The sequence below is a fragment of the Pseudoalteromonas galatheae genome (assembly GCF_005886105.2).
GTDB classification, from domain to species: domain Bacteria; phylum Pseudomonadota; class Gammaproteobacteria; order Enterobacterales; family Alteromonadaceae; genus Pseudoalteromonas; species Pseudoalteromonas galatheae.
This window is the reverse complement of record NZ_PNCO02000001.1, coordinates 4,023,365-4,048,564: the sequence shown is the minus strand read 5'-3', so window position 1 is coordinate 4,048,564 and position 25,200 is coordinate 4,023,365. Positions and strand designations below refer to the sequence as shown.

Below are 25,200 nucleotides of genomic sequence, written 5' to 3'. Positions count from 1 at the left end.
GTTATTGAAAATGCAGCGTAAAACGCTGCATTTTCACCTCTTTCATAGACATATAAAAGCGCCTTTAACATGGCGAAAATTCTGTCTTGTTCACCTACGAAGAAAGAAAAATTTACACTTGACCACTACAGCTAAAAGTGAAACTATTAAGCTCAATAATTAAACAACAATAAGAACTGGTTTCGTCATTGGAAGAGCCATCACAACAGGTTAGGAGACTATCTCGGCGAACCGCCAGATTAGAGTCTTTACTTAAAAAGTATAAAAGAAAGTCTCAACTTCAATACACATTAATTCAATTATCAGAACAGGCGAGCACTGTTGCTGAGTTAACCCTGTTGTACCCAGCAATTCATAATATTCTCTCTCAATATTTGCCTAGTAAAAGCTTTTATGTGGTATTACAAAATCGTTTTACTCAGGCACTAGAGTTATCTTATTTTGTCGATGAAAAAGACGGAATATCTGTTCCACTTCATGAAGCACATCACTTTAAAGATGGTGTGACGGGCTTTGTATTTAAGTCCGGTGAAACCGTATACCTCACCAAAGACAATATGCTAGCTCGGGCGAAAGCTGGTGACTTTAAAATAATGGGTAGCCAAGCAGAGCACTGGGTGGGAGTACCTATCTATCGCGATGGTGCGATTATTGGCGTTATGGTGTCACAAAGCTATCTTGCAGATCAGGCCTACAGCGATGACCAAATTGAATTACTTGAGGTCATGTCACTGTATTTAGCGACCGCTATTGAGCGGGTTAAAAAGCGTGAGTTGTTAGAGTCTGAAGTGAAAATCCGTACTCGAGCGCTAATGCAAAGCAATGAAGCACTAAATAAAGAAATAGAAAATCGCAAGCGTGCTTTAGAAAGACAGCAAATCTTATTTAAAATCTCAGAGCTAGCAACTCAGTTCTCTGATATTGACGACGTTTACCAGCAAGTTCATGATATTATTCGCTCCATCACCTTTGCTGACAACCTTTATATCGCTTTATACGATACAGAAAAGAATTGGCTTACCTTTCCATATCACATTGATGAAAAAACGAGCTATAAGCCTCGTCCTTTTGCAAAAGGATATAGTGAGCTAGTTATTCGAACAGAACAAAGCCAGCTAATAGACAGTATACGCGCCAAAGCCCTTGCACTCGATGGTACGGTAGAGCGCCCAGCTGGCTATAACCACAAACTCGCAGCAACAAGTTGGCTTGGTGCCCCATTAAAAACGGCCACTGGCGTCATTGGTTTGATCGCATGTCAGGCTTATGATCATAAATACGAGTTTAATTATGATGATGTCGAGCTTATCTCTTTTGTATCGAATCAGATCGCTACCGTATTGCAAACCCATTTGGCAAATCAAGCACTCAAGATTAGTCATCAACAGTTAGAACACCGTGTGGCAGAGAAAACGAAAGAGCTACAACAAACCAACTTACATCTGCAGATGCAGATGGAGGAACGTAAAAAAATTGAACAGCAGCTTTATCATGATGCCCATCACGACTCGCTCACAGGTCTACCCAATCGCAGTTTGTTTTTAACTCAGCTCGAAAAAACGCTGAAAAAGCATCACCGATATCCCGAAGATAATTTTGCCGTTCTTTTTATCGATTTAGATAAGTTTAAAGACATTAATGATGAACTAGGCCACCAAGCTGGTGATCAATTTCTAGTATGGGTCGCTCAGTCATTCTCCGAATGTATTCGTGAACACGACTTACTAGCAAGACTTGCTGGTGATGAGTTTGTGATCCTACTCGATCACCTAACTGATCGTCAGCAGGCGGAAGATGTCGCTAAACGTATCATTAAAGTCATGCAACAACCTTTCTGTTTAAAGGGTGTGTGTATGCAAAGTGGTGCCAGTATTGGCATTACCTATAGTAATAAATTATATCGTAACACCGATGAAATTATCAGAGATGCCGATGCTGCAATGTACTATGCCAAGAATGCAGGTCGTGGCAGATATGAATTTTATCACCCGCTACTTACCGCGAGCTCAAACGGTCATAAACAGCAAGAGCAGCATCACTTAGATAAGCTCCCTACCCACTTCCGCTGCACAGAAATCGTAAACTGGTCAGATAACGCTCAGCCAATTGGATTTTTGGAAGCCTTTGGCGAACATCCGGTATTAGGTAGTACGAGTTTTGATATTCTGAAAAAGTTTGCAGCGGAAAAATCTCAGCTGCTTGAAATTGAGCTGCACCTGCTTAACAAAGCCCAAGAAATAACTCATAGCCGTGATGAAGATATGCTATTTGGTTGCTCTGCAATGTTATTAGAAAGCGCACATTTTGACGCGCTAAAGCAGCAACTTAAACGACAAGAAAAAGCTCTTTGCTTGCTCTTCGAAGAGAGCGAAATTCGCTTTGCGTCTAGCCAGCAGATATTAAACCTCAGAACCTTAGCCGATATGGGGATCCCTATTGGCTTGAATAATTTTGGTAAAGATCGCTGCGATCTCACCCTGATCAGTCAAGTCGATTTTACTTATCTATTATTAAGCTCGACGTTTAGTAAACGCGTCTTACAGCAAACGAGCTATGAAGTTCAATTACAAGGGATCTTAGCCGTTACTAAGGTGAAAAGTGTTAAAGTCATCGCCAGAGGTCCTGCGATTTTAAACTTTAGAAGCTTACTGGAAAAGCACGGCTTGCAGTTGTTCTTTGGTAAACAGCAGATGCTGGACAAAAACAAAGGACGTAAAGCCTTTATCCAAAACCTCGATAACGAATCAGTCCCGTCTTAGCATAGCCCGTAAATTCGCAACGTTAGACTTACCTTTTTCCATTCGCTCTGCCTGTGTCGCCACAGGCTTTTTTCCTTCAATTTGTAAATCATCTTGAGGCAACTCTTGTACAAAACGACTTAACTCAGGGGTGATCTGCTCGCCAAATTGACGACGACTCTTGGTATAGGTCAAAGTTAAGGTTTGCTGAGCGCGAGTTATGCCAACGTAAGCCAAACGCCGCTCTTCTTCGACATTGTCTTCATCAATACTCGTTTGATGAGGTAACAAGCCTTCTTCCATCCCCACCATAAATACGTGTGGATACTCGAGACCTTTAGACGCATGCAGCGTCAATAACTGTACTGCGTCTGAGTCATCTTCCTCTTCATTGCGCTCAAGCATATCTCTTAATGTGAGTTTGCTTACCACTTCTGGCAGTGTCATAGCGGGGTTATCTGCGTCTCCCGTGAGCATATCACTTATCCAACGATATAATTCTGATACGTTTTTCATCCGCATTTCCGCAGCTTTTGCACTTGGTGATGACTCGTAAAGATACGCTTCGTAATTAATTTCTCGGATCATATCTTTTACCGCTTCCAAGGTATCTCCGCGGGTTGCTCGGTCGGAAAGCTCAACCACCCAGCGCGCAAACCCCATCAATGCATTTAAGCCACGACCCGCCAAACGTTCCGCGAGCTCTGACTCAAAACACGCAGCAAATAGACTGATATGGCGTTCGTTGGCAAAGCTACCTAGCTTTTCTAATGTCACAGGACCAATCTCACGCCTTGGGGTATTGACGATACGTAAAAATGCGTTGTCATCATCTTGGTTCACTAGGAATCGTAAATAAGCCATGATGTCTTTTATTTCACTGCGTGCAAAGAACGACATACCGCCACTAATTTTGTATGGAATACGGTTGGTCATGAGTGCCTTTTCAAACACTCGAGCTTGGTGATTACCGCGATAGAGCAATGCATAGTCGCGATAGCTGGTACGTTTCATAAACTTGTGTGAAATGATCTCTGCGACCACACGCTCTGCTTCATGTTCTTCGTCACGAGTCGCTATCACCCGGATCGGGTCGCCATACCCCAGCTCACTAAACAGCTGTTTATCAAATTCATGGGGATTATTAGCAATAAGAATATTTGCGGCCTTTAGGATACGACCTGCACTACGATAGTTCTGCTCTAGCTTGATAAGCCTCAAACCCGGAAAGTCTTTGCTCAGCAGCACCAAGTTTTGCGGTTTAGCGCCACGCCATGAATAGATAGACTGATCATCGTCGCCAACCACAGTAAAACGTGCGCGCTCACCAACTAGCAGCTTCACTAACTGATACTGGCTGGTATTGGTATCTTGATACTCATCCACCAGCAAATAGCGGAAACGTTGCTGCCAGCGCTCTCTCACATCAACCGACTGATTCAAAAGCAAAGTTGGGATCATAATAAGATCGTCAAAGTCTAACGCATTGTAAGCACGCAACTGCGTTTGATAACGCGCATAAAGCTGAGCGAATAGCGCTTTTTGTGGCTCTCGCGCTTCTCGAATAGCGCGCTCTGGCAAAATAAGCTCATTCTTCCAGTTACCAATCTGCATCTTTAGCAAGTTGAGTAAGTCTTTATCACGCTCAAGTTCTTTTTCAGTGAGTTCACTCAACAACTGATTGGTGTCTTGATCATCAAACAAGGAAAAGCCGGGTTTATAACCTAAGGTCTTGACCTCTTTTTTAATGATTTCCAGCCCTAATGTATGGAATGTCGACACCCACAAACCCTTAGCTTCTTGCTTGCCCAAAGTTTGTGCCACCCGTTCACGCATTTCTTTCGCCGCTTTGTTGGTAAAGGTGACCGCTGCGATATTCTTTGCTTTGTATTCACACTGCTGCACTAGGTAGGCAATTTTATTGGTAATAACCCGGGTTTTACCTGAGCCCGCCCCTGCCAATACAAGGCATGGACCACTGATATATTTTACCGCTTCGTCTTGTTTTGGGTTGAGCTTCATGCAACTAATCCGGTTATCTTCTCGCTTGGCACAATGTTGGCAACAACTGTCAGTGCTGAGGGGTTGAGGAATTCTTATAAACAGGCCCTAGTTTATCGTATCCATGTAAAACTATGAAGCGAACCTTTTCCGTCTGCGACGCATAAGGTAAGATGAACTGTGTATACTGACTCGCAAGCTAAGGTAAGAAGATGATTAATCCAGCCAAAATTGAAGAAATTGCTAAGCAAATTTCCAGTAACATGCCTCAGGGCGTAAAGAATCTTGCTGAAACATTTGAAGCAAGAACGAAACAGGCGATCCAGAGCAAATTATCAGAAATGGATTTTGTTAGCAGAGAAGAGTTTGATATTCAAAGCAAAGTGCTGATCCGCACGCGTGAAAAGCTGGTTGAACTTGAAGAAAAAGTGGCGCAGTTAGAAGCACAACTTGCCAGCCAAGCATCCGACTCGCAGGAATAAGCAACCAAAGCTTCGGATAGTAAAGCGTGCGCTTTTGGCGCACGCAAACTCTCAGCTCTGTTGACCCTAGCAATAGCGCTGATTCACGCCAAGCAGAGACTTTTCATAGCAAAGAGACAATTGCTCCATATCTTCTACAGCGTTCACCACCTCATTCAAGAGACCATCAGCTAGACCATAGACCCATCCGTGTACCGTCAAAGTTTGACCTCGCTGCCAAGCATCTTGAACGATATTGCTCTGACATACGTTACGTACCTGTTCTATCACATTTAGCTCGCAAAGCGCCGCACACTGCTTTTCTTTGTTCACTTGTTCGATAATCGCTTGGTGTTTCTCTTTCACATCCGCAACATGACGCAGCCAATTATCGATAAGACCAAACTTAGCATTATCGAGCACCGCTTGCACGCCACCGCAACCGTAGTGACCGACAACCATAATGTGATCTACTTTGAGCACCTCTACCGCATACTGCATGACCGACAAGCAGTTGTGATCAGTATGCACAACGACATTGGCAACATTGCGGTGAACAAACAACTCTCCAGGCATTAAGTCAACAATCTCGTTGGCAGGCACACGAGAGTCAGAGCAGCCAATCCACAGGTAATCTGGGTTCTGTTGTTGCGATAACTTTTTGAAAAACTCAGGATCACTGGCATTGGTGCGATCTGCCCACTGTTTATTATTATCGAGTAAGTGACTCAGCGGACTTGGGCTCGTATTACACATTAATGGTTCTCCGACTGACGTTCAGCCTGTATCAAAATATTCCTTGGGGTGAGTGACTTTTCACAAAAAGTACTAAGGGTGACATCATACCCAGCTGCTTGCAGATATAAAACCCTATCCAGGACCAACCAGATCTCAATCGCACGGCGAAACACGTGTCGTACTAACTCAATTCTATCTGTTACTTGTTTTCGTTCACGTCCAATACGTTCATATCGGTCAAAATCGATTCCATCAGGCAAGATTAGTTGTTTCTGCTCAGCAGCCCAATAACAGAAATCACTAAATGCCCCCGAAAAAATAGCCTTATTGACCGAAGGCACACTCACATAATGTTTATCTGCGGTAAGTTCTCTGCGCAGCGCATCAAATCCTAAGCGCCAACTCACTTCTTTTTTACGTACTTGTGCCACTCTTCCAGGCGCTGTAACTGTCTCTTGCAGCGCCAATTTCATATCGTGATGAGATAAATTGAGTTGACTCTGCTGCGCTTCAACGCTCATAGCTTGATAATTAGGTGGTGTAAATAAGTGATAGCAACATGGTGAAAGCGATAACTTTTTCATGCCATTCGCCACAGCTTGGGACATAAATACACGATGCAATTCGCCACATGCATGCAGTGCAATACCATGACGATTTTCAACAAAATGGTGATGAGTGTCATCTTTCAACACATCAGCACAATGGAAATGAAGGTTTAGATTTTGCCGCTTTGCGCTTTCTTCTCCTTGTCGGCATAGATCCGCTTGAAGCTCAATACTGTTTACTTCTGGCGCACCATGATAAGAAAGTAGCCGACCCAAATGACCTTTACCTGCGCACCACTCTAATACCGATGCTTTGGTTTCGTTTACTGCAGCAACAAAATCTTGCAACTGCTCCAATTTGCGTCCTTTTATACCATTACTTAACCAAAATGGTAACTCGTCTCTGTGACCCGTTTTTTGCGGTAAAACGCTTAGAGCATTCAGTTGTTCGAGTTCTGGAATGTGTTGGCTAAAAAAAGCAAAGAGGGCATCAGTGTCATTGTCCAATACGGATACTGCGTCATCGCTTAACTGCAGAAGTTCGGACTGCAGTTGTGGCCAAGGAATAGAGAGGTGCTCAAAGGCAACGATCTGCCAATATTTCCGAGTATCGAATAATAATTTATCTAAAAGTTGAAAGCGTTTGCTCGATTCCACAATAGCCACAGTTGTCAGGGAAACAATACCCTTATTCTAGCGTAATTGTTGGTGATATTTACGAGAAAAAATTAAGTGGATATACATGGGGATACAGACCAACGTCAGAATGGCAGCAATAATCAGCGCCCAAGATAAATTGGATTGTTCATTCTTCACTTCAGAATAAATAAAACGCGCCTTATGTTCATGAAATTGACTGATATTTAAGTGATATAGCTGCGCTATCCATTGCCATTTTGCCGTCGACATTTTTCCAATTGGAATATTAGCCACCTTTATGAACTCCCTCAGCTTCTCGGCTTCAAACGCCAACTGTGCCATCGATTTTTGGGTAGCATAACGCGCCTTAGTCACTGCGAGTGACTCTTCTAAATGCAACATTGCGTATCGCCACCCTTTCAAACTTGCTCGGCGAAATCGTTTAACCAAGTCAGGACGGTTTTCTAGTATGGCTTCGGTTGTGAACAAAATGTCCGCATAAACATTTAGAGCAAATTGCTTTGGGCAAATTTCACGAGTTGCTATACCACTTTGCTGCACTGCATAAGGCTCATTAGTGCTATAGACCTGCATCGCATCAAATTTACCCGCGATAAAGTCCTTAAGAGGTTCATCACCTGAATATAAGCGCATATTTTGTGTATTGACGCCAGCGCGTTGCAACATCATGAGCAACTCGCCGTTTTCTGTGTGACCTAAATGACTGAGGCGTTTCCCCTGAAAATCACGGGGAACATAAATATCACTGTCCGCCTTCACCATCCAGCAATAAGGAGAAGACTGCAATATGGCTGCAAGCGCTACAAAGGGTTTGCCACTAAGTCTTTGTTTAAGTAGGCCCGAGTGAAACACACCAAACTGTGCTTGGCCATATAACACACGAAAATCAACATTAGGGTTATTGGGATCGGCAGGAAGAATATGAACATCTAATCCTTCCTTATGGTAAAACCCCTTTTCTTTTGCCATATAGTAGCCCGCAAACTGAAATTGATGCGTCCACTTTAACTGTAAGGTGACTTTTTCAAGGGCAGCAGCCTGTATGCTAAATAAGAGAAGCGATAACGCAGCATAGTAGTGAAACATCATATCCTTGCGTTTTTAGCTGATAATATCTAACTATAGTTTAAGGCACTCAGGCTGCCATTAGATTTTCATCCAGCCTTTTGCTTTTGCAGTTGCTCACCATGCAAAAAACGCGTAAAACACGGGTTATCTGTTTCTTCTTGAAACTGATACGCTAACTTTGCAAGATGTTCATCAAAGCGCTCATAATCACTAAGCTCTACTTCAAAAGCGGCCAACACATTACCTTGTGCCGCGCCGTGATTGCGATAATGAAATAAAGTAATATTCCAATTACAGCCTAACATGTCTAAAAAGCGCGCTAATGCGCCTGGGTATTCAGGAAATTCAAACCGTAACAAACGTTCATTCATGACGCTCGGCGGTTTGCCGCCTACCATATACCTCACATGTAACTTTGCCAACTCGTTATCTGATAAGTCATCAAACAGGTAGCCATTTTGATGCAACGAGGCAGTCAACTCAGTTAGCTCTTGCTGACCATTTCTAAGCCCAACACCAACAAAAATTTGCGCTTCGCCACAGCCGGCATAGCGGTAGTTAAACTCAGTGATTGCTCTACCACCAAGAGAGTGACAAAAACGCTTAAAGCTGCCTTTCTCTTCAGGGATAGTCACCCCGAGCAATGCTTCATGTTTAGCACCTAGCGCCGTTCTTTCGGCGATATACCTCAACCGATCGAAGTTTAAATTAGCGCCTGACAAGATAGCCGCAACACTCAGCCCCTTTTCACCCGTTTGCGTGAGCCATTTCTTCAAACCCGCGGTTGATAACGCACCGGAAGGCTCTGCAGTTGCTCTCGTCTCAACAAAAATATCTTGAACCGCCGCACAAATTTCATCGGCATTAACCGTAACGACTTCGTCGCAAAACTTTTGTGCTAACCGAAAAGTTTCTGTACCAATAAGCTTTACCGCCACGCCGTCCGCAAAACCACCGACTCGCTCAAGTTCCACGGGCTTTCCAGCTTCAAGCGCGGCTTTAAGGCATGCGCTGTCCTCAGCTTCTACTCCAATAATACGGATATCAGGACGAAGTGACTTCAAATACACTGCCATTCCCGCAAGCAAACCACCACCTCCTACGGGAATAAATACGACGTCTAGTTCATCAAGTTGCTGAATTAACTCTCGCGCCACCGTACCTTGGCCGATAATCACATCTTTATCATCAAATGGCGGGACAAAAACACCATTTTGCGCTTCACAAAGATCTAGCGCGTACTGCTTTGCCGCATCAAAGTGATGGCCGTGTAAGATCACCTCACCACCGAGCTTACGAACCGCGTTGACCTTGATCTCTGGCGTAGTCACAGGCATTACAATGGTAGCGTGCTGACCTAGATGTGTCGCACTTAGTGCAACCCCTTGAGCATGATTACCCGCAGAAGCGGTATACACCCGCGATCCTTTCGGCAACTGGCGGAGCTTGTTATACGCACCGCGCAATTTGAAAGAATAGACCGGCTGTTGGTCCTCTCTTTTCAGCCAAATTTGGTTACCAAGCTGGGCTGACATTTGCTCTAATTGATTCACTTGCGTAATCTCGACGAGCGGTGCCACATTCGCCTGAATAATGGCTCTAAAGTAATCAAGCTCTTGGGAAACCATCGCTAGCCTAACTCCTCTAGTTTTTGTAAGTCACGTACCGCGCCTTTGTCTGCACTCGTTGCAAGCAGTGCATAAGCTTTTAGCGCGGGACTCACATAACGTTCTCTGTTAACTGGTTTGTACGCGTCTTTACCTCGGGCTAGTTGCTTTTCATGGCGCAGCGCCAACTCGGTGTCGTCCAGTTTAACGTCAATACTGCGGTTATAGATGTCGATAGCGACAACATCGCCGTTTTCAACCAGCGCCAGATTGCCACCACTGGCAGCCTCTGGTGACGCATGGCCAATAGAAAGTCCTGAAGTACCGCCAGAAAAACGACCATCGGTAAGTAAAGCGCAGTCTTTATCTAGCCCCATCGATTTAAGATAGCTAGTTGGGTACAGCATTTCTTGCATACCTGGACCACCTTTAGGCCCTTCGTAGCGAATGATCACTACATCACCTTTCTTAACTTGACCACCCAGTATTCCCTCGACGGCATCGTCTTGAGATTCAAATACTACAGCAGGCCCTGTAAAGCGCAGCATTTCATCGGCCACCCCGGCACTTTTCACGATACAACCATCAGGCGCTAAGTTACCTTTCAATACTGCAAGGCCGCCATCTTGCCTAAAGGCATGCTCAATGGAGCGAATACAGCCGCCTTCACGGTCTAAATCGAGCTCATCCCAGCGATACTCTTGGCTCATAGCTTGGGTGGTGCGGATCCCTGCAGGCCCCGCACGATAGAAAGTTTGTGCCCGTTCGTTATCACGGTCTGCGGCATTCCAGCGCGCGATAACTTCACCTAGATTTCCGCCAGCCACATGCCCTACCGACAAGTCTAATTTATCGCCTCTGGCCAGCTCGTTAAGGATGGCCATAATGCCGCCAGCACGGTGAACATCTTCAATGTGATACTGTTGTGTTGCCGGAGCAACTTTACATAAAAAGGGTGTACTACGAGATAAGCGGTCTATGTCATTCATATCAAAATCGACAAAGCCCTCTTGTGCTGCCGCCAATAAATGCAGTACGGTATTGGATGAACCGCCCATCGCGATATCTAATGTCATGGCGTTCATAAATGCGGCTTGGTTAGCAATGTTGCGTGGCAGCACTTGCTCATTGTCTTTACCATAGTACTCATCACATAAAGCCATGATGCGCTTTGCTGCGCCTAAATACAGCTGTTGGCGGTCTTTGTGTGTCGCTAGTGTTGTACCGTTACCAGGCAAGGCTAAGCCCAGCGCTTCTAAAAGACAGTTCATGGAATTGGCAGTAAACATGCCTGAACACGAACCACAAGTAGGACAAGCAGAGCGCTCTACTTGCTCAGAGTCTTCATCACTCACCGTCGGATCTGCACCTTTCACCATAGCGTCGACAAGATCCAACTTTAAATCGATATCCGCTAAACGGGTTTTTCCCGCTTCCATCGGGCCGCCGGAAACAAAGATCACCGGAATATTCAACCGCAGTGCCGCAAGTAGCATACCAGGGGTGATCTTGTCGCAGTTAGAAATACAGACCATAGCATCGGCACAATGAGCGTTAACCATGTACTCTACCGAATCAGCAATTAAGTCTCGAGACGGAAGCGAGTAAAGCATACCGCCGTGACCCATGGCGATACCATCATCAATAGCAATAGTATTAAATTCGCGAGGTACGCCGCCTGCTTCTGTTATCGCATCAGCCATCAATGCGCTAAGTTGATTGAGGTGAACATGACCCGGAACAAATTGGGTATATGAATTCACGACCGCAACGATCGGTTTATGGAAGTCACTGTCCGTCATTCCTGTTGCTCGCCACAATGCACGAGCGCCCGCGCGTTGCCTGCCCTCAGTAGTTGTCTTGCTCCGTAATTTAGCCATGTTTCACCTTTTTCTCGGTCATGCCGAGTTCCTCATTCCCACAATTTACAATACTTTTTTGTTCGGGGCGCTTGGCCCCGAGACCAATAAAATTATTCGTTTACGTACTCTAACCAGCCATTTTCATCATCAGCTTGACCTTTAACCAAAGCGAAATATGCCTGCTGTAACTCTTCCGTAATTGGACCTCTACCACCATTACCCACCGTAATTTTATCTACGCTGCGAACAGGTACTACTTCCGCTGCGGTACCAACCATAAAGAACTCATCAGCAAGATAAAGCGCTTCGCGAGCGATCGGCTCTTCACGTACTTCATAACCGCGTTTTTTCGCCAAATGGATGATAGTGTCGCGCGTAAGACCAGGTAGAATACAAGCTGTGGTTGGCGGGGTGTAAAGCACGCCTTTTTTCACAACGAATAAGTTCTCACCAGCACCTTCGCTCAGATAACCATTAACATCAAGCGCGATCCCTTCGACATAACCATTACGCTTCGCCTCACCTGAAATAAGCTGTGAAGATAAATAGTTACCACCCGCTTTAGCCGCTGTAGGCATGGTGTTTGGTGCAAGGCGGCTCCAAGAAGAAACACACACATCAACACCTTGCGCTAAGCCTTCTTCACCAAGGTACGCCCCCCATTCCATCGCAGCGACAGTCATGTCTGCACGGTGTGATTTCGGATTTAAACCAAGGCCTACATGACCCAAAAATGCAAATGGACGAAGGTAAGCATTGGTAAAGTCATTTGCACGGATCGTCTCTTTACACGCTGCAATTACTTCCTCTTGGGTAAAAGGAATTTCCATACGGTAGATCTTCGCAGAATCAAAGAGGCGCTGAATATGATCGGTTAAGCGGAAAACAGCTGGACCATTTGGCGTATCGTAAGCACGGATCCCTTCAAAAACTGAGCTGCCATAATGTAAAGCATGACTAAGCACATGAGTGGTCGCTTGAAAATAAGGAACCATTTCACCGTTATGCCAAATTACTTCTGATGTTTGTGTCATTGTTAACTACCTTAATTCTTCTAAATTGCCTGTTTCTGTAGTGTATGCAAGTCAACCGCTTGCACTTCTACTAGCTTACTCAGTTGTGAGGTTAATAAATAGATAGGTTTGTCACTATCTACCGTCATTTTGACGTGGAATAAGTCATCTTGACCTTGTAATTCCAAATTCGTTAAGCGAAATCCGCGATGTCTGGCTACGCGTAAAAAGCGCTCCACTGCGATGCTCTGTTGTTTTACTGCAACGGTTAAATGGTGTTTCATGAAAGGCTCTCCGTCATCATTTCATCATTGGCAGCACCAGGTGGAACAAGCGGCCATACGTTTTCTTTATCGTCGATACAAGCATGTAAAATATAGGGCCCTTGCGCATTCACTATGGCGTCAACGGCATCATCTACTTGGTTTGCATGAGTAATTGTCTGTCCAGGAATACCGAACACGGCAGCCAATGAGACAAAATCAGGATTGTCTGATAGGTCGGTTTCACTGTAACGACCGTCAAAAAAGAGTTGCTGCCACTGCCTCACCATGCCCAGCCTTTGGTTGTCTAATATCAATATCTTAACGGGCAGGTTATTACGGCGGATGGTTGCCAACTCTTGAATATTCATCATGATGGAGCCATCGCCAGATACCGTGATCACAGTGTTATCTGGACGTGCTATCTGTGCACCGATTGCAGCTGGTAAGCCAAATCCCATCGTGCCTGCACCACCACTACTTAAGTGATTGCTTGGATGACTGAATTTCATGTGCTGCGCTACCCACATTTGATGTTGGCCTACATCGCAGCAAACTACCGCTGTATTGGGTAGCTTTTGGCTCAGTTGATTTAACAAATACGGTGCAAATACTTTTTCGCCAGGGTAGTCATAACGCCACGCATGTTGACGTTGCAGTGCTTCGATGGTCTCTAGCCATTCGCTATTCGTAACCACGCACTCAAGTTGCGGCAATGACTGTTTTAAGTCTGCAATAAGCGAAGCGGCTGCGGGTTTTCGTTTACCCACTTCTGCAGGGTCGATATCTAAATGGATCACCTTTGCCCCTGCAGCAAACTTTGCCAAATTCCCCGTTACACGGTCATCAAATCGCGCCCCGATACATACCAACAAGTCACATTGCTGAACCGCCAGGTTCGCCGCTTGAGTACCGTGCATACCTAGCATTCCTAAGTCATAATCATAATCTGGCGTTACGCTGCCCAAAGCTTTTAGCGTCGATACGGCCGGCATATGGGTTTTTTCTAAAAATTGCATCAGCTGTGACTGTGCATCAGCGCTTTGCACGCCACCGCCAATGTAAGCAACCGGTCGTTTAGCGTCACATAATAGTTGATTGGCTTTTGCTACTTCAGTTTGCGAAACCTTCGGCTGTTCGTCTTGTGGCGCAGCAAAAGGATGAAAAGGTACTTTAGCTAACTGGATATCTTTAGGAATATCGACCAACACCGGACCGGGTCGCCCAGACTGCGCTAAGTACATGGCTTCTTGTAATACTTCAGCCAAGTCTTCCGCTCGCTCAACCATGTAGCTGTGCTTTGTACACGACAAAGACATGCCCAGTACATCCACCTCTTGAAAGGCATCCGAACCGATAGCAGCGGTCGGCACTTGCCCAGTGATAGCCAGTAGCGGAACTGAATCCATCATGGCATCAGCAAGTGCGGTGATAAGATTTGTAGCGCCAGGTCCAGATGTGGCAAAACAAACCCCAAGCTTACCTGTACTGCGAGCATACCCAACAGCAGCAAAACCAGCACCTTGCTCATGGCGAGTCAAGTAGTGCTTAACTGGCGCGCCATACAAAGCGTCATAAATGGGCATGATGGCACCACCAGGATAACCAAATACGTGTTTAACGCCTTGCTCTTCTAGCACCTTGATAACAAGTTGTGCGCCGGTTGTTGAATTGCTCATGATCTGCTCTCAGTTGCCTTTTTTATGCCCTAAAACGAAAACGCCCCCCGAACCTTTTGGTGCGGGGGGCGCTTATGCTGATACTTTTCTTACAGCACTAACTAGCCCCCGCGGTAATAATAATCACCACGTTGATAATCACGACTAGTAGAGTTGCTGTTAGTAACATTGCTTGAATTCCGTAAATTTAAACTTGGCAATCATCCAGTGTAAGTACTGCGCTGCCTCTTTTTCTATTAATACCGCGCCTTGCACACTTAAGTCAATACAAAAAACTATGCTATTTAAAATTAAAAACCTGAGTTTAACGCATAAAAAAACCAAATAACCACAATTTATAGAATCAAAACAACCACACATTTTAAAATGCGAATTTTCTATTGGTTCAGCTTCGATATAACGAAAAATTTACTTTCTCGATTTGCCTATATGAAATTTTTTCTACCGCCTACACGTACTTCATTTTTTAGTGACATTCACATTTCGATATCGCAGACTGACCCTTTACAACCAATTTGGATCATTACTATGGTTAAAGTATTTTCACCATTGTTATTTGTTTATCTTTGCTTAAGCTTTTTCAGTAATCTCGCCAACGCAGAAGTTGGCCTATGGAAAATAGAAAAAAACAACAAAACGTCGTACTTATTTGGTACCGTGCACGTCGGTGACAAACATATGCAAGGTTTACCGACCAAGGTAAAAAGCGCCATTGCGAGCAGTGATAGGGTCATGGTTGAAGTGAACTTAGAGGCACTTTCTCCATTTGCAATCCAACAGCGCTCAATGCCATTTATGTTGTTAAAAAGCAACCAAACACTAAAAGACCAACTCTCTGCAGAAGTCTATCAGAAACTACAAGATTACTTTTCCAAAAAGCAAATAGATATCGCCTTATTTGAACGCTACAAGCCATGGGCTGTTATGATAACTATGCTACAACTGGAATATCAAAAACTTGGATTTACCGATACCAATGGCATCGATAAACAAGTAATAGCCTATGCAAACGAAAAGAAGATCCCAATTGGTGAATTTGAAACCTTAGAATATCAGCTTGAAATGTTCAGTCAGCTGAGTATTCATAGTGACGCTATGCTCAAGGAAACATTTGCACAGATGTCAGATTTGAATACCTACTTCTTGGATTTAGTTTCCGCATGGCGAAGCGGCGATTTAGAAAAGTTATCCCATTACTATCAGGTAAGCTTTGCGGATGATAAGTACGGCAAATTAGCTGAACAATTGATGATCATTGAGCGCAACAATAACTGGATCGAAATGCTAAAAAAACAACTCCCTAATGAATCAACATTTATTGCCGTTGGTGCATTACATCTCGTTGAAAAATATGGCCTTGTTGAGCAGCTTAAAAATAATGGCTACTCAGTCACCCGGCTATAACGCTCAGCACTAACTTACCAAAAGGTAAGTAGTTTACTTTATGGGCGTGGAAAACAGGTACTTCCATCAACACGCCCTAAAAAATAAAAATCTTTTTAAACCTTTTCATTGTTATTTGCGACTTACCTTTCAAACACTCTCGTTGAAGGTAAAAAATAATGAAAAAATTAGCGTTAGTTGTAGCATTAACTGCTGTGGCAATCACTGCACAAGCACAAGAGTCAAAAACCATTACAGCCTCATTTCCAAGTAATAACCTAGCCGAGTTGGAAGTGGATATTGCCGTGGGCAAAATCGACCTACAAACCTACAATGGCAACACCATAGAGGTCGACATTTTGGTTGAACCGAAAGAATCAGACAGTTGGTTTGGTAAACCAGATGTGAGTGAGGCCACCCTGACCAGCGACACATCTGGGGACAAATTATCACTCGAGATCAAGTCTGATGATTACGAACTATCTTGGCAAGTTAAGGTACCGGTCAGTCTGGCCTTAGATGTAGAGGTTGGTGTTGGCAGAATTGATATTCAAGATCTTAATAATTCTGCTGATTTAGAGGTAGGCGTAGGGAAAATAAAGATTGAGACTACCGCCAGCGACTTCAAAAAGGTGTCGTTAGATTCAGGTGTTGGTAAAACGAAAATGTCAGGTTTTGGCAACGTAGAAACCTCCGAAAAAAGTATGATTGGTTCAACAACAGACTATCGTGGTCAGGGTCCGTATTCTATCGATGCAGAAGTCGGTGTAGGAAATATCCGGTTAAGACGAGACTAAGTCTCCACACTCGTCCAATAACAACGTCACTTTGTTATGCAGCACATCAGGCTGCAACGGCTTATACAAATGAGCCGTTGCCCCAAGTGCATAAATTTTATCCAAATCCTCTACATTAGTATTTGCTGTAACAACCAGAATAGGAACGATTGGATCTAGCGCTCTTATACGCTGAGTGGCTTCAAAGCCACTCATTACTGGCATATTTAAATCCATTAGCACAATATCGAACTTACCCACTTCATATACTTCAAGGGCATGCCCACCGTGTTCAACATGCGTTACTCGTTTAGCTACGGGCTGAAGCATTTTTTCAATCACGCGAGCATTTAGTAAATTATCTTCCACCAATAAAATATGAGCTGACACCTGCTCCGCCTTACGAGCAGGTGCTTGTTGACTGTCAATTTCAATGGGGACTCTCAGAGTTGCTCTCGTGCCAGCAGGCTCTTTCGCAATAAAATCTAATCGGCCGCCAAGCGCTGATGAAAGTAATTGGCAACGCTTAAGCCCTAATTGCGTGCCTTGAAAGTGCTCGCTATGCATAGATTCTCGTAACAGCTGATAGTCAAACCCAGGTCCAGTATCTTCAACTACAAACTCTAAAAATGACACATTTTCATCCACAATGAGATCTGCAAACACCTGAATACTGCCATATTCGGTAAACTTAGTTGCATTATTGACCAATTCACTGATTAACCAACTAACACGCTTACCGTCACAGTAACAAGTCACATCTAACTCGTTACTTAACGCCAGATTAAAAGCGAGAGATTTCTTGTGTGCGGTTAATTGAAAGGCAATACAGGCTGACTTTATTAGTGCGCGCAACGCGACCCGATGGCGCTCAATTACAACCTCTTGCTCGGAAAGGTTATTAAAGTCTTGAACGGAATAAAGTAATACGTCCAATTGATTTGCTGCATTTTTCACATGTTGTAATTGCTGAGAATCTTTATTATTTAGGTATTCATCCAGATACCCCTGAATGGCCTGCAATGGCGTTCTTAGCTCGTGACTGACACGCGCTAAAAATCGTGATTTTGAGTGTAATGCATCGTCGGCAAGCTTTCTTGCCGCCTCTAATTTGTCAAGTGCTTCAGCTATTTCTCGCGCCATTGGGCGAAATATAAACTTGGCTTCGATAAGCAATAGCAACAGTCCAAGCAGCCAAATTAACAGCTCTATTTTCCTCACCATCTCTGTTTTACTTCGCGCGTGCTGCTCGAACAGTGTAACGGCATTATCAAGATTTGGAAGTAAGTGCTGAGATGCGATAAAAATTTGCGCCACTAATTGAGGAGCTGGTTGCTGTAATTGTGACCTTGCCAAGGTAATAAAAGCTTTACTCTGAACATCTAACTGCACAGGTCCTTGATAGTAAAATACTTCGAGGGCTTCATTTAAATAAACCGCCTCACCACGCTCTATTTTGGTTAAAAAGTCATGATTACTCTCAAATTTGTCAATCGCTTGGCGCAGTGCTTCACTATCTCTTTTATCCTCTTGTGCACTAAAAAGTGCGATACGCTGAGACAACATCCGCTGCATACCTGCAATATTAATTACCCGTGCGTCTTGGCTCTGTTGATACAGTAGATACTGCATTACCCCCATCGCCATCGATAACAAAATAGCCATAGCTAATAATGCCCCGATATAACGATTTTTAACTTTATTTATTAACGACATATTTTTGTTTTTCATCTCATAGCGTTGTCTCAGCCGCAATCTTAAGTGTAGTTAACAATCGCATTATTTACAGCCCAATACTTGACACCTAGACGGCCAAAATGTTTCAATGCGCGCTCACCCTATTTAGATAGTTTGATGCTACGGCGTCAAACTGAGGGCTGGAAGAGGTGCGTTATTCAGGTAACTAAGTGAAGGAGAGCAAACTCCGTTGCAGCTTAGTGAGGGGAATACACGCCGAGAAATTGAGTACTTTTTGCTAATACTCGTTTCGGGCGACTGGGCTGAATCCCAGCGACTGTCACCAACATACTTGGTGGAGAGCTTCTGGTCTTAGAAAAATAAGGCCATTGGCTGCCTTATCCTTTTTAAGTCCATTGCTCTTCGAATTTTAACGGTTCGAAGTTTGGACACCCTCCTAACTCCGAACATGATTTAAGTTCGGTAGAGATGAAATCACAATTCAACTTATCTGACTATCCACTGTGGACGGCCTTAGTAACACCTTTTGATGCTGAAAATCAGGTTGATTTTCACGTGTTAACGGCGCTTGTACGCGATCAAGAGCGGGCTCGTAACGGCATTCTTTTACTTGGCAGTACCGGCGAAGGCTTGGCGCTCACCCAGCAAGAGCAGCAACAAATCGTTGAGTTTGTTTGCCAGCTCGCGCCAAGCGTACCACTCATGATTGCCGTTGGCGGCAGTAATCTTGAGCAGCAGGTACAGTGGGTGCGCTTCTGTAATACGCAGCCCATTCATGCACTTTTGCTTGGCTCACCAATCTACGCAAAGCCCGGCAAAGTCGGTCTGGCACATTGGTTTAGCACACTACTTGATGAAAGTCACAATCCTTGCATGCTCTACAACGTACCTGGTCGCAGTGCCGTTGCTATCGCTCCTGAACTACTCGGCGAGCTAGCTTGCCACCCTAATCTGTGGGCACTAAAAGAAGCCAGTGGTGATATTGCCACCTTTGAAGCATTTCGTCAGGCAGCGCCTGATGTCGCAATCTATAGCGGCGAAGATGGCTTAATGCCCTACTTTGCACAAGCTGGTGCAACGGGTCTAGTGTCTGTCGCAGCAAACGCATGGCCGCAGCAAACCGCGGAATTTGTAAGGCGCTCGTTAAGCGGCACTTCTCCTAATTTATTTACCATCTGGTCAGAAGCTGCAAATAGCTTATTTGCAGTGGCAAATCCTATTCCGGTCAAAGTGTTAATGCATTTACAGGGCAAGCTCACAAGTCCTAACTTGCGCCCGCCACTGACACATTTAGAACTCACCCATACCGATGCGATCACTCGCGCGAACGAAACGATTTTATCTTGGAACTAAGGCAGTAAATATGAGCTGGTTAACTCTACTAAACGATTTAGAAAATGGCACAGTACGTGCTGCAACACAGGATGAGCAAGGCCATTGGCATGCTAACGTAGAAGTCAAACAAGGGATCCTTGAGGCATTTAGAAATGGCGTAAATACGGAATTCCCAGGTGGATTTGTTGATAAGGATAACTTAGCACCACGCGGATTTGCTGCCCAAGATGGCGTTCGTATGGTTCCTGGCGGAAGCAGTGTAAGACGTGGCGCTTACGTCGCAGCGGGCACAATCATTATGCCACCGGCTTATGTCAACATTGGTGCCTATATTGATTCAGGTACTATGGTAGATAGTCATGCGTTGGTTGGTTCTTGCGCGCAAATTGGTAAAAATGTCCACCTTAGCGCAGCGGTGCAAGTGGGTGGTGTATTAGAACCAGTTGGAGCAAGCCCTGTTGTTGTTGAAGACGATGCCTTTATTGGTGCCGGCTGTGTATTGGTTGAAGGAGTTGTTGTTAAACGCGGTGCCGTATTAGCACCGGGTGTGCGCCTTTCAGCAAGTATTCCTGTCTATGACTGCGTGAACGAGCGCTTACTTGACAAAGGTGAAGCCATCCCTGAAAACGCGATAGTGATCCCGGGCTCCCGTCCAGCCTCAAGTGAGTGGGCACGAAAGCAAGAACTAAGTATGTCATGCGCACTTATCGTAAAATACCGTGATGAACAAAGTGATGCATCACTGGCGCTGGAAGAGGTTTTACGCTAATGACTTGGTTGAGCACGTCACAGCGAACCGCAGCTGAGGCATTGATCCAGCAACAGGACACGCCTCTCTTTTGCTACGATTTAGATAAGCTAAGTGCGCATGTTAAGCCCTTAGTTGATCAGCAAATCGTTAGGCTTTGGTATGCCGTAAAAGCGAATCCGCTATCACATATCATTCAAACCCTAGATGACGCTGGGTTTAACTTTGATGTGGCATCTAGCGGCGAGCTTGATCAGGTGTTATCTCAAGGGATCGCACCTGAGCGCGTGCTCAACACCGGCCCTGCCAAATCACTTAAGCAGATCCGTCATTTTGCAACACAAGGCGTACGTATTTTCGTGGCTGAAAGTCACAATCAAGTACGCTGGTTAAATCAAGTAGCCGAAGAGTTTGAGCTTCAATTTGAAGTTTTACTGCGGGTGCAGTTACGCTTTGATAAAGCAGAGCACAATCCACTTGGTGGCAATACACTGACTCCTTTTGGTCTCGGTGCTGAGCAATGGCAAGCCCTAACTTTAAGTGACTACACCCACCTAGATTTTGTCGGACTGCATATTTTCCAGTGGGGCAATATGCTCTGTAGCGATACACTCGCTGAACTTTGGCAGGCTATGGTTGCACCTTTAGTTCAGCTCGCTGCTGATTTAGATATTACTCTAAAGGTACTCGACTTAGGTGGTGGTCTTGGCATCCCCTATGATAGGCAAAGTCCTTCTCTCGATTGGCAGAAATTATTAGACACGCTCGCATCGATAAAATCCGCCACGCAAGTGGAAGAATTATGGATGGAATTAGGCCGCTATGCGGTTGGCGAATGTGGTTTTTATCTCAACCCTGTGGTGGAACAAAAGCAAAACTACGGTGAACAACAACTGATTGTCGCAGGCGGTGTCAACCATCTGTTGCGTCCAGCCGTTACCGGACAAGCGTTCCCAGCTGAATTGTTACGCCAGTCTCAAGCTGAGGTCACAGACTTTCATATTCATGGCCCACTTTGTACGGCGCTGGATAAATTAGGCACCCTACACTTACCAAGCGACAGTAGCGAGGGCGATTGGCTTGTTTTCAGTCAATGTGGTGCCTACGGCTACACCGAAAGTATGCCGTTCTTTTTATGTCATGAGCTCCCAGCAGAGTACATCATCTCAGCTGGAGAAATCAGCTGTGTCCGTGAAGCTGAGCCCGCTTCAAGTTATTTGAGGTAAACATGAATACCATTACACAACAACATATTCAGGTTGGTGAAATTGCCAATGGTCTGCCTTTGACTATTCCAGTCTATCGCATCAAAGGCGATGGCAGTGGGCCTAAGGTGTATATTCAAGCGAATATGCATGGCGCCGAGGTGCAAGGTAATGCAGTGATTTATCAACTGCTGGAACAGTTGAAGCAATTGTCATTAAAAGCGGACATCACCCTAGTGCCTTACGCAAACCCGATTGGTTGTAATCAGAAGTCTGGTGAGTTTACCTTAGGTCGTTTCGATCCAATTACGGGCACGAATTGGAATCGGATGTACATCAACCATTCCGCGTTGGTTACCGAGTTTGTGGAGCAAAACCCGACGCTTTCAATCACAGAAATCGCTCAGCAATTTCGCCAACGATTAGTTGAGCGCACCCAAACACTACTTGATGGGCCCTTAGATAGGTTGACGACAGGTAAGCGCATCGCCTTGAATTTACAGCGTCTAGCTCACGAGGCTGACATTGTTTTAGACCTTCATACGGGGCCAATTTCAGCAAAACACCTGTATTGCCCTGAGTATGCAAAAAACAGCGCTCGATATTTTGATATTCCACATGTGTTGCTTATTCCGAGTGACTTTGATGGAGCCATGGATGAAGCCAGTTTTTGTCCATGGTGGAACTTGCAGCAAGCCTATCAGGCTATAGGCCGAGAGATCCCAGTATTAACTGAAGCGTTTACGGTTGAGCTTGGCTCTCAAGAAAAAATTGATTTAGCGGAAGCATTGAATGACGCTAATAGCATTTTGAGCTACCTGAACCATAAAGAGGCCTTTCAAGATGCACACTTTATGCCGCAAGACATCACCCGTTACGTCTGTCGACTAGAAAATTATCGCGCCTTTTATGCCCCAATGGGTGGTATGGTGGAATATACAGCAAAGCTTGGAGAACATATTAAGGCGGGTCAAACCATTGCTAAAATTCTCAGAATGGAGCGCTATTTATCAGAAGCTCCCTTAAATGAGATCAAGTTAGACGAAGATGCCATCGCCATTTTGCACTTTGCGTCTGCTAGCGTGAATCAAGGCACTGAGCTTTATAAGTTTTTTACTCAAGTTGAAACGCTTTAACTTGAGTACTTAAGTTGCGTGAGAGTAAGTCAAAGCAAATAAGCTCTACTTATTTAGCTTAACGCTTACTAAGGTATGGCGGCGATAGCCGCCACCTTTTTTTATTTGTACCTATTTTTCTTTCTGACATTTTTGACCTTCGAGATTCATTTCCCTTTCATTATCATTAGTTAATAATGTAATCAATTGTACTTACTCTCGGCGCATACAGGATGAAACTTACACACTTATCAATACCGGCTTTAGCCTTGCTTACCTTGCCACTTTACGCTCAAGAAGCCCAACAGGAAGATGAAATCGATTTAGTCAAACAGTGCGTACTAAACGCAGTATTGACTGGAGAAAAAGATAAAACCATTGAGCAAGTCCGTACAGAGTGTGCCGAGGCTGATGCAGATAAAACCCTAAGCCAATTAGATAAACGCATGGCGCGTGAACGCGTAACAGAAAAAAACCGTAACGTATTAACACCACATAAGCGTAACTATATTTTGCCAGTTTCTTATATGACCAACGTCAACAGCAGACCATTCGACGGTCTAAAAGCTATTGACGATGAAGACGGCGAGCCAATCGACAACTTTGAAGCCAAATACCAAATCTCGTTAAAAGCACCTATTTATAAAAGCTTTTCGGATAAAGATCAGGCAATCTATTTTGCTTTTACACTGCAATCGTATTGGCAGCTGTACAACAAAGATGTGTCTTCGCCATTTCGTGAAACCAACTATGAACCAGAAATCTTTTGGATTAATTTTTTAGATGATGAAAACGTGCTGTGGGGCGATGAGATGGCCTTTGTACTTGGGGTTTCCCACCAATCGAACGGACGCAGTCAACCAAACTCCCGCTCTTGGAATCGTATCTATGCGAATTTTATCTGGGAAAACCGAGGTTTTGTATTCAGCTTTAAGCCTTGGTATCGCTTACCTGAAGATGACAAAGATGATGCGTTAGATCCGCGAGGAGACGACAACCCAAACATAGACAAATATTTAGGTAACTTCGAGTTTAGTGGCGTATATCGTCATGAAGAGCATGAGTTTGGCTTTATGTGGCGCAATAACTTAAGCAGCGATAATCGTGGAGCAATTCAGTTAGACTGGTCATTCCCAATTTGGGGAAGACTGCGTGGTTATGCACAATACTTTAACGGCTACGGCGAAAGCTTAATAGACTACAATACACATACCCAAAGGCTCGGTATTGGCGTGCTGCTCACTGATATTCTTTAAGCACATTCAAATACGAAAAAAGCTCTGAACACTCAGAGCTTTTTCATTTGGGAAGCTGAAAATAATTCTCTACTTATTGCGGTTTAATCACCACAAACTGCCCCTCAAATTTAGCAACTAACATGTCACCATCATAAACATTCACTGGCACCACATATTTTGCTTTGCCTGCCGTCTCTAGCGCTTGTAATTCACCTTCGCAGTCCGCAATGGTAACCGTTGCCGCTGGAGCCGTGGTTAACGGCTTTAGATATTTAATATTGGCATCAGCTAACACAATATCTCCCTCTAACCCGAGTTCCTTAAGTGCTAAATAAGTCGCTCCCCAACCCGTTAACGTCGCCATGCTATATATAGAGCCTGCAAACATCGAGTTGTGTAAGTTAAGGTTCGCTTTTAAGTCAGCCTTAGTGGAAAACTGCCAGTCTGTATAACTTTCTACTTTAATCCCCATCGCATCACTGATTGGAATAGACTCCCGCCAAGTATTTTGTAATACATGGGTCCAATCTGGCTGCCTAAACCAGCCCGGCTCCGTAGGACGTTGTTTTACCATTTTCCAGTGCTGCACATCACCATAGGCTAAGTGTGCCTTTTCAACCACTTGATAGCCATGGCGCTCGTAAAATGATAACGCACGCTCACGAGCGTACAAAACCAGCTCTTCTGCTTTTTGCGTCCACGCAATAACTTCCAGCTCATGAAGCAAACGGCTACCTAAATGATGACCTCGATGCCCCTCTGCAACGGCCATATAGCGTACTTGTGCTTGCTTATGATTGTTAAAATGGAGCCTAGCTACGCCTAGCACTTCACCATCATTATTTTTAATGTAGCGATGTTCAGCTTCTTGTTCTAAATCATCCTGTTCGCTGCCACGAGGTTGATCCCATGGCGCTCTTAACACCTGCCAGCGTAACTGGTAATAAGCTTGCCAATCTTCGCTGCTTTGTGGTGAAGTTACCTCAAACATCACTGACTCCTGTTTTGTTATTAGCCTGTTAAACGACTTTAAATCTAGTACGGATACACCCTACAAGATAAGC

20 protein-coding genes and 1 riboswitch are annotated in these 25,200 nt (G+C 44.5%); of the genes, 9 read left to right on the top strand and 11 right to left on the bottom strand.

Features of this window, described 5'->3' with window-relative positions; all coding sequences use genetic code 11:
• The first annotated feature begins 188 nt into the window (after positions 1-188).
• On the top strand, positions 189-2,759 hold the full coding sequence (locus CWC29_RS18045) for a sensor domain-containing diguanylate cyclase (protein WP_128725861.1): 2,571 nt from the start codon (positions 189-191) through the stop codon (positions 2,757-2,759).
• Here CWC29_RS18045 and rep read toward each other — a convergent pair.
• Positions 2,745-4,760 carry a DNA helicase Rep gene (rep, locus tag CWC29_RS18040; protein WP_138522998.1) on the bottom strand — a complete coding sequence of 672 codons (2,016 nt, stop codon included), beginning with the start codon at positions 4,758-4,760 and terminating at the stop codon, positions 2,745-2,747. The two genes, CWC29_RS18045 and rep, sit on opposite strands and share 15 nt — an antisense overlap.
• Before the next feature lie 191 nt (positions 4,761-4,951).
• Here rep and ubiK point away from each other — a divergent pair, with 191 nt between their 5' ends.
• Positions 4,952-5,221 carry a ubiquinone biosynthesis accessory factor UbiK gene (ubiK, locus tag CWC29_RS18035; RefSeq protein WP_010376312.1) on the top strand — a complete coding sequence of 90 codons (270 nt, stop codon included), beginning with the start codon at positions 4,952-4,954 and terminating at the stop codon, positions 5,219-5,221.
• Between the two features lie 66 nt (positions 5,222-5,287).
• Here ubiK and can read toward each other — a convergent pair whose 3' ends face one another.
• From can to ilvG, 8 genes are all read right to left on the bottom strand, one after another.
• Positions 5,288-5,956 carry a carbonate dehydratase gene (can, locus tag CWC29_RS18030; RefSeq protein ID WP_128725863.1) on the bottom strand — a complete coding sequence of 223 codons (669 nt, stop codon included), beginning with the start codon at positions 5,954-5,956 and terminating at the stop codon, positions 5,288-5,290.
• The gene (locus CWC29_RS18025) at positions 5,956-7,152 is read right to left on the bottom strand and encodes a methyltransferase (protein WP_128725864.1); all 1,197 of its coding nucleotides are present in this window, start codon (positions 7,150-7,152) and stop codon (positions 5,956-5,958) included. Before CWC29_RS18025 ends, can begins: the two co-directional genes overlap by 1 nt.
• A 27-nt stretch (positions 7,153-7,179) precedes the next feature.
• Positions 7,180-8,232, bottom strand: a complete 1,053-nt coding sequence (locus CWC29_RS18020) for an ABC transporter substrate-binding protein (protein WP_128725891.1) — start codon at positions 8,230-8,232, stop codon at positions 7,180-7,182.
• A gap of 68 nt (positions 8,233-8,300) precedes the next feature.
• A complete protein-coding gene (ilvA, locus tag CWC29_RS18015; RefSeq protein ID WP_128725865.1) occupies positions 8,301-9,842 on the bottom strand; it encodes a threonine ammonia-lyase, biosynthetic in 1,542 nt (513 codons plus the stop codon).
• Between the two features lie 2 nt (positions 9,843-9,844).
• Positions 9,845-11,701, bottom strand: coding sequence for a dihydroxy-acid dehydratase (gene ilvD / locus CWC29_RS18010; protein WP_128725866.1), 1,857 nt, complete (start codon positions 11,699-11,701; stop codon positions 9,845-9,847).
• 92 nt (positions 11,702-11,793) lie between these two features.
• Positions 11,794-12,717 carry a branched-chain amino acid transaminase gene (locus tag CWC29_RS18005; protein WP_102055914.1) on the bottom strand — a complete coding sequence of 308 codons (924 nt, stop codon included), beginning with the start codon at positions 12,715-12,717 and terminating at the stop codon, positions 11,794-11,796.
• A 20-nt stretch (positions 12,718-12,737) separates the two neighbouring features.
• Positions 12,738-12,980, bottom strand: coding sequence for an acetolactate synthase 2 small subunit (gene ilvM, locus CWC29_RS18000; RefSeq protein ID WP_010376329.1), 243 nt, complete (start codon positions 12,978-12,980; stop codon positions 12,738-12,740).
• Positions 12,977-14,638, bottom strand: a complete 1,662-nt coding sequence (gene ilvG, locus CWC29_RS17995) for an acetolactate synthase 2 catalytic subunit (RefSeq protein WP_128725867.1) — start codon at positions 14,636-14,638, stop codon at positions 12,977-12,979. The genes ilvM and ilvG overlap by 4 nt, the downstream gene beginning before the upstream one ends.
• Before the next feature lie 528 nt (positions 14,639-15,166).
• Here ilvG and CWC29_RS17985 point away from each other — a divergent pair.
• Positions 15,167-16,042, top strand: a complete 876-nt coding sequence (locus CWC29_RS17985; protein WP_128725868.1) for a TraB/GumN family protein — start codon at positions 15,167-15,169, stop codon at positions 16,040-16,042.
• A 158-nt stretch (positions 16,043-16,200) separates the two neighbouring features.
• On the top strand, positions 16,201-16,818 hold the full coding sequence (locus tag CWC29_RS17980) for a DUF4097 family beta strand repeat-containing protein (RefSeq protein ID WP_128725869.1): 618 nt from the start codon (positions 16,201-16,203) through the stop codon (positions 16,816-16,818).
• Here CWC29_RS17980 and CWC29_RS17975 read toward each other — a convergent pair.
• On the bottom strand, positions 16,804-18,528 hold the full coding sequence (locus tag CWC29_RS17975) for a response regulator (RefSeq protein WP_128725870.1): 1,725 nt from the start codon (positions 18,526-18,528) through the stop codon (positions 16,804-16,806). The genes CWC29_RS17980 and CWC29_RS17975 overlap by 15 nt on opposite strands.
• Before the next feature lie 142 nt (positions 18,529-18,670).
• Positions 18,671-18,848, top strand: a riboswitch (Lysine riboswitch).
• 115 nt (positions 18,849-18,963) lie between these two features.
• On the opposite strand from CWC29_RS17975, the gene dapA reads away from it, so the two are divergent.
• The 5 genes from dapA (at position 18,964) to CWC29_RS17950 (ending at position 24,154) form a co-directional block, all read left to right on the top strand.
• Complete coding sequence (gene dapA / locus CWC29_RS17970) at positions 18,964-19,848, top strand: 4-hydroxy-tetrahydrodipicolinate synthase (RefSeq protein ID WP_128725871.1); 885 nt, start codon at positions 18,964-18,966, stop codon at positions 19,846-19,848.
• Positions 19,849-19,858: 10 nt separating this feature from the next.
• Positions 19,859-20,599 (top strand): 2,3,4,5-tetrahydropyridine-2,6-dicarboxylate N-succinyltransferase, encoded by a 741-nt coding sequence (locus CWC29_RS17965; RefSeq protein WP_128725872.1) that lies wholly within the window; start codon positions 19,859-19,861, stop codon positions 20,597-20,599.
• A complete protein-coding gene (locus CWC29_RS17960) occupies positions 20,599-21,804 on the top strand; it encodes a PLP-dependent decarboxylase (RefSeq protein ID WP_128725873.1) in 1,206 nt (401 codons plus the stop codon). Before CWC29_RS17965 ends, CWC29_RS17960 begins: the two co-directional genes overlap by 1 nt.
• A gap of 2 nt (positions 21,805-21,806) precedes the next feature.
• On the top strand, positions 21,807-22,919 hold the full coding sequence (locus CWC29_RS17955; RefSeq protein WP_128725874.1) for a succinylglutamate desuccinylase/aspartoacylase family protein: 1,113 nt from the start codon (positions 21,807-21,809) through the stop codon (positions 22,917-22,919).
• Between the two features lie 212 nt (positions 22,920-23,131).
• Positions 23,132-24,154 carry a phospholipase A gene (locus CWC29_RS17950; protein ID WP_128725875.1) on the top strand — a complete coding sequence of 341 codons (1,023 nt, stop codon included), beginning with the start codon at positions 23,132-23,134 and terminating at the stop codon, positions 24,152-24,154.
• 73 nt (positions 24,155-24,227) lie between these two features.
• On the opposite strand, the gene CWC29_RS17945 is transcribed toward CWC29_RS17950, so the two are convergent.
• Positions 24,228-25,127, bottom strand: a complete 900-nt coding sequence (locus tag CWC29_RS17945) for a bifunctional GNAT family N-acetyltransferase/hotdog fold thioesterase (protein WP_010607756.1) — start codon at positions 25,125-25,127, stop codon at positions 24,228-24,230.
• Between the last annotated feature and the right edge of the window lie 73 nt (positions 25,128-25,200).